Annotated in this window: 3 protein-coding genes; 1 reads left to right on the forward strand and 2 read right to left on the reverse strand. The window is 35.3% G+C overall.

Annotated features, from left to right (window positions below; translation table 11 throughout):
* A partial coding sequence (locus MUW73_RS01790) for a hypothetical protein (protein ID WP_243575198.1) occupies positions 1 to 710 on the forward strand: 710 nt, incomplete at its 5' end.
* Between the two features lie 830 nt (positions 711 to 1540).
* On the opposite strand, the gene MUW73_RS01795 is transcribed toward MUW73_RS01790, so the two are convergent.
* Both MUW73_RS01795 and queA read right to left on the reverse strand, forming a co-directional pair.
* A complete protein-coding gene (locus tag MUW73_RS01795) occupies positions 1541 to 4174 on the reverse strand; it encodes a BamA/OMP85 family outer membrane protein (protein ID WP_243017907.1) in 2634 nt (877 codons plus the stop codon).
* Between the two features lie 185 nt (positions 4175 to 4359).
* Positions 4360 to 5406, reverse strand: a complete 1047-nt coding sequence (gene queA, locus MUW73_RS01800) for a tRNA preQ1(34) S-adenosylmethionine ribosyltransferase-isomerase QueA (RefSeq protein WP_243017906.1) — start codon at positions 5404 to 5406, stop codon at positions 4360 to 4362.
* Between the last annotated feature and the right edge of the window lie 189 nt (positions 5407 to 5595).

Genomic DNA, 5595 nt, shown 5'->3' on the forward strand with positions numbered 1-5595 from the left:
ACCAAAAAAGAGAAGAAGAAGACAAAGAGTGGCAGGCACAATATGCAAAGAGGATTAACGAAAAAAATAAAACAGTAATAGCACTTGATCAAAAAAGTCAACAACTAACAAAAGTATTACAGAAAAAAAACGAAGAATTAGAAGAAATATATAACCCACAAAAGGAAGAATTCCAAAAATTATATGAAAAAAAAGTACAAATAATTGATGACAAAAAGGTAATAATTTATATACATAATGTACTAGCCGATGGAAAGAAAAAGAAAACACTCAACAAGCTACTCAAAGACCCCTCTGTTCAGGATACCATACAAGAGGTAGCAAAGTATATAAATGATAGTAACCTTAGCTTAAAAGATTGGGCCCTCACATTACCTTACAAGGAACTTACATCGTTTACTAATTTGCTCCACAATACTACAGGACCTTTGAGTTATGTTAATAGTTTTTTAATTTTATGTGCGGAAATAGATAGACAATTCAAAAATAATTTACCTACTTACGAGAATTCACCTGCGGGCAAGCACTTACGAAAAATAGTATTTGAACTTTTTGATAAAAAAGTTTTTCTTCTTATTGATAAAATAAAAGATACAATTAATGAGATAGAAAAAGAGTCGGGTAAGTTATCTGCCAATAAAAAAACATTAAAAGAACAACTAGATAAGAAGAAGAAGCAGTGCATAGATTTACAGAATACATGGCGTTGAGAACGGGCATAGGGGGGCATCCATTTAGCCAATGGCGAGGCCTGTCTTTTTAAGTGTGTAAATTATTTTTTGTAAAGTTGTCAAATTCTATCTTCAAATTTAATTAACAAATGTGCCATAGCCTGACGCCAATTATGCATAGGGGTGGTCCACTTTTGGGTCATGTAGTCGATAGTTAAATATCAGGTTTTAAAAACAGCTAGATGGTTAGCCCCCCCTTTTATCTTTGGTAACTCTAGGAAATTGGCTGTTTACAGATTCCACCGCATTGGTTGTGTAAATGGCTCTACGTATGGTAGCCGTTCAGCGCAGTGGCAAAGCTACGTAGAAAAAGCAAAAACGCCCCTTGTAAAATAGTTGCGATCAGCAAGCAGCCCTTACAGCTGAAATAGAAAAACAGCCTGTTTGAAGCCCGCTTCGCGGGCGAGTTCTGTTTTTCCAGCTGTAAGGGCTGCTTGCCGAAACTTTTTACTGAGGGCTTGATTTTTTGGTTACTTTTTTATCAAGAAAAAAGTAACAATAAAAATTCATTTTTTACCAATGTCATGAACGGATACCTACGTATGGCGTTAGGTTACTGTAAAAATACCATCAGATTATTCCAATTAACCTACCAAGACTTGGCTATTTGTGGGTATTATTTATCCCATTTAGTAACCTGAGTTCTGGATTAGACTTATTGTAAATCAGTCATATATATTTTATCTATAGATTATATCTGTAAATCAATAAAATAAACGTCTTAAGTTGACGCCATTGGGTGAGCGGATATGGTATGTATAATTATTTGATAAAAAATGGCCCGTAAATTATTTATTTACCGCTGCTAACTAACGCATGGTAGGTCCAAGGGTAAAATGATATTCAAAAGAACGCTTGGCGCTGTTAATATCTTTTACCGTGTTGAGTCTACGGCCAAAGTCTAACCCAATCATGGGTATAATAGGTATGGGCAACATAACACGGATACCAGCACCTATAGCTTTTTTCATATTAGATAAATTGAAGTTTTCATACTTGAGCCAGCTATCCCCTATTTCTCCAAAGCCCAATACATAGCAACAAACAGGTGCCAGCATAATAGGATAACGCAATTCAACAACAAGCTTATTGAATAGCACCCCTCCTTTTATATGGTTTTTATAATCTTCTGGTGTAAGGCTCTCATCTGGATAACCACGTAACGAAGTAAAATCAGTTCCCAAGAATTTATTTGATACACCTGATGTACCTCCCAAATAAAATCGTTCAAAAGGACCTATAGCTTTTTTAGAGAGACTGTGTAGGAATCCTGCATGAACGCGCAAATGCAGCACAAAACTAGCTGGAAAAGCTTTAAAATAAGCAAAATCCATTACCAATTTCCCAAATTCCTTGAAACGTGGTATAGCTTCCAGTTTAGAACCAACATAGCCTAACAAACTATAGGGAGGCGTAAGGGTTAACAAGTTAGACCACAAACATCCACTAGTAGGATAATTTGGATGATTGATACTATCATGCGTTAATGAAAGTGCTAAAGTAAAATCATGTAAGAATCCAGATCTTTTAGTGTGATCTTCTAGTAATTGTATATGCTGATATGCATGATGATGATACGCTATACCGAAATGACTACTCCAATCTCTAGCGAATTTTTTGCCTAAGCCTATTTGACCACCAATTGAATGAACATTACTTTTTTTATCTTGTTTGGCAATTGGAAATAGGTTTAGATCTACCCAATCATCTAATGCATTCGGTGTAGCATAGAAAACTTTTTGATAAGCACTATTAAAACTTACAGAAAGTATATAAGGACTTTCTTTTAACCAAAACCAAGGTTCTGTAAAAGAAAAACTTAAATTTTTGTAATCTCTACCATATATTTCGGCGTTTAAATGCAAATCCTGAGCAGCTCCTAAAGGAACTTTACCTGTAAAAAGGTTTTTTAAAGAAACATTATTAGAACCAATGCCAAGGCCGATCTTAATGCCATTTGTATACCCTCCATTTAGGTTACACTCGAACCGGGGTTCTTCTTCTACCGAATAAATGAGATCTACGGTACCCTTTGCTACATCTGGTTGTATATCTGGGATTAATTTCTCTGGCTTAAATAACTTTAACATGGCCAATCTTCGTAAGGATTCCCGCACAAGGCCTAAGTTATATTTTTCTCCTGGCAATGTTAGTAACGTACGCCGAATAACATAATCATGCGTTAAAGTGTTACCTACAATATCTATTTGATTAATAGTAGCTTGCTTGCCTTCTTGAATTCTAATTTCTAAATCTACCTGATTATCCTCTATACTAGTTTCAACCACTTCTGCGCGAAAAAAAAGATAGCCATTATTGGTATACAAATCACCAATGGTTAGATCTGTAACCCCAGGATGCAATCGGCTTTTAATATAAAGCGGATCATAGATCCTTCCTGGCTGGAGGTTTAATAACCTATTTAATACTTGATCACTATAGACATAATTACCAACCCATTTAATATCACGGATCATATATTGTTTACCCTCATTAATTTTTAAATAGATATTCAGCTTGCCATCAGCAAAAGTTTCAAAGCGTTCTGCTGCAATATGTACATCCTGAAAACCCTTTGACTGATAAAAAAGAATAAGATTTTCTTTAGCTTTTAGGTATTTTTCTTCTGTGAAAACAGAGGGAAAAAAAGAAACATGGGTAAAGAAACAACGTTTTATATCATCTAATGTTTTGGGCAACTGTAAAAGTAGTCCACCCTTGCGAAGGGGAGCCAGGGTAATAGTTTGCTTAAAAATATCCTGGAAAAGTGTAAAACGAGGGGCTTCTTTTAGCTCTTTAATCTTATATAACAAGAGATTCGTTTCTAAATGGTCATTTCCTTCAAAAATGATTTTATGCAAGGTGGTTTTGTTACCTTTATTTATCTTAATCTTGAGCGTTACTTTCGCATCCATTGTTTCAGTTGGCAGACATTCTGTACAAACTTGGACATCCTTAAAGCCCTGTTCTAAAAAAAACTTTTTAATTTTAGAAATGGTTTTCTGTATAAAAAGTGGAGACAACGCAACATGATCATCTATAGTAACTTTTTCAAGCAGTGCTTTTCTATCTCTCTTTGTTAAACCTTCTATAAGGCAGTTAACTACTTCAGGATATTCCTCAACATGAATAACAAAAGTGGCTAACCCATTTGCTTGATCAAGATCAGATAAGTAGATTTCAACAGACTTTATACGATCATGCTTGGCTATTTTGGAAATGGCAGTACGAATCTGCTGAGAAGATGGGTCAATGACTGTTCCATCTCGTACACCAGAAAGCGCAATCAGTAAATCAGTCTCTACCAAAACATTGCCCATTACGTCAATCTTCCGTATCGCGTAACCAGTCGTGCCAAAGGCTGGTTGTGACAGCCCTAACAATAGACAAAATAAGGACAACAAACGTTTAATTTTTTTGATATTGGTATCTATCATTATCATGATCCGTAGCATAAATTTATAGATGGATGAGCCACCTCTATACAAATCTCAAAAAGATGAAGGTCAGTATAGCTATGATAGCACAACCAGCCTCTTTCTAAGATGAAAAGGAAAGAAACTACATAAGCCAAAACTTTTCCCGAATATAGGAAAATATTAACGGTATGACCTACTTTTCTATTATTTTATATAATCAACATAGAGTCGCCATATAAGAAAAATCTATAACGCTCTTTGATAGCTTCAGCATAAGCTGCTAAAATCAAATCTTCGCCTCCAAAAGCAGCTACACTGACCAGAGAAATAGATGAGGGCAGATGAAATGTAGTCAACAAGGCATTGCAAACTTTAAATGTGCAAGAAGGTAAAATGAATTTATTGGTCCAATCACTGCTTGCCTTTAGTTGGCAAGAGACCGAAACAGAAGATTCTATAGCCCTTAACACTGAAGTACCTACGGCGCAAACTTTTTTTTGATGATCCAGACTTTGGTTCACCATTTTTGCACTTTCTTGGGTAATAATAAAACGTTCCGAAGAAGCCCTTACCTTGGTTAAATCTTCCATATCAATAGTACTTAGCTCACCTAAACCAATATGCAACGTAACTGGAACAACAGCAATGTTTTGCAAAGCTAAATACTTCAACAAATAAGGGGTAAAATGCAACCCAGCAGCTGGTAATACGATACTGCCTATATTTTGGCCAAATATGGTCTGGTAATATTCCCTATCTTCTGGCTTAGAAGAACGCCCTATTTGATTGGGTAAAGGCATATGGCCAATTTGATTGATAAGTGCATAGAATTCTTCTTCTGTTCTATCAAATAACAACTTAAGCGTACGGCCTCTTGAAGTAGTATTATCTATAATTTCAGCTACTAACTCCCCATCACCAAAATAAATTTTATTACCTATACGAATCTTACGTGCTGGCTCTACAATGGTGTCCCACAAGCCATGTTCATCATTCAATTTTCGCAATAAGAGCACTTCTACCTGTGCATTTGTTTTTTCTTTACAACCATAAAGTTTACAAGGTAAAACTTTCGAGTCATTGACCACTAAACTATCTCCTTGGGTAAAATAAGTAGGCAGATCTTTAAAGGTTTTATGTTCTATTTTGCCACTATCTTTATGTACAACCATTAAACGGGCATTTTCCTTGTCCTGGATTGGATACTGTGCAATGCTATGCTCTGGTAGTTCAAACTTAAAATTTGATAGTTTCATACTAATATTTAATTTTAATAAAGTGTAGCGGTTTTTACCCACCGATTTAGTGTATGCTACTAGTTTTCTAGTAATCTGTTCCTGGCACTGGTAAAAAATGAATTGTTTAAAACTACTTTTTGCTTGATCAATAATTAGCCAAAAAATCAAGCGCTGATGAAAAAAGTTACTGAAAGCTTCGTTTACAGC

This window comes from Candidatus Cardinium sp. cByotN1 (assembly GCF_022810525.1).
GTDB lineage: Bacteria > Bacteroidota > Bacteroidia > Cytophagales > Amoebophilaceae > Cardinium.

Coding starts and splice junctions, on each gene's coding strand:
- MUW73_RS01795 (WP_243017907.1), bottom strand. CDS start 4,174: ATGATAATGATAGATACCAATATCAAAAAAATTAAACGTTTGTTGTCC.
- queA (WP_243017906.1), bottom strand. CDS start 5,406: ATGAAACTATCAAATTTTAAGTTTGAACTACCAGAGCATAGCATTGCA.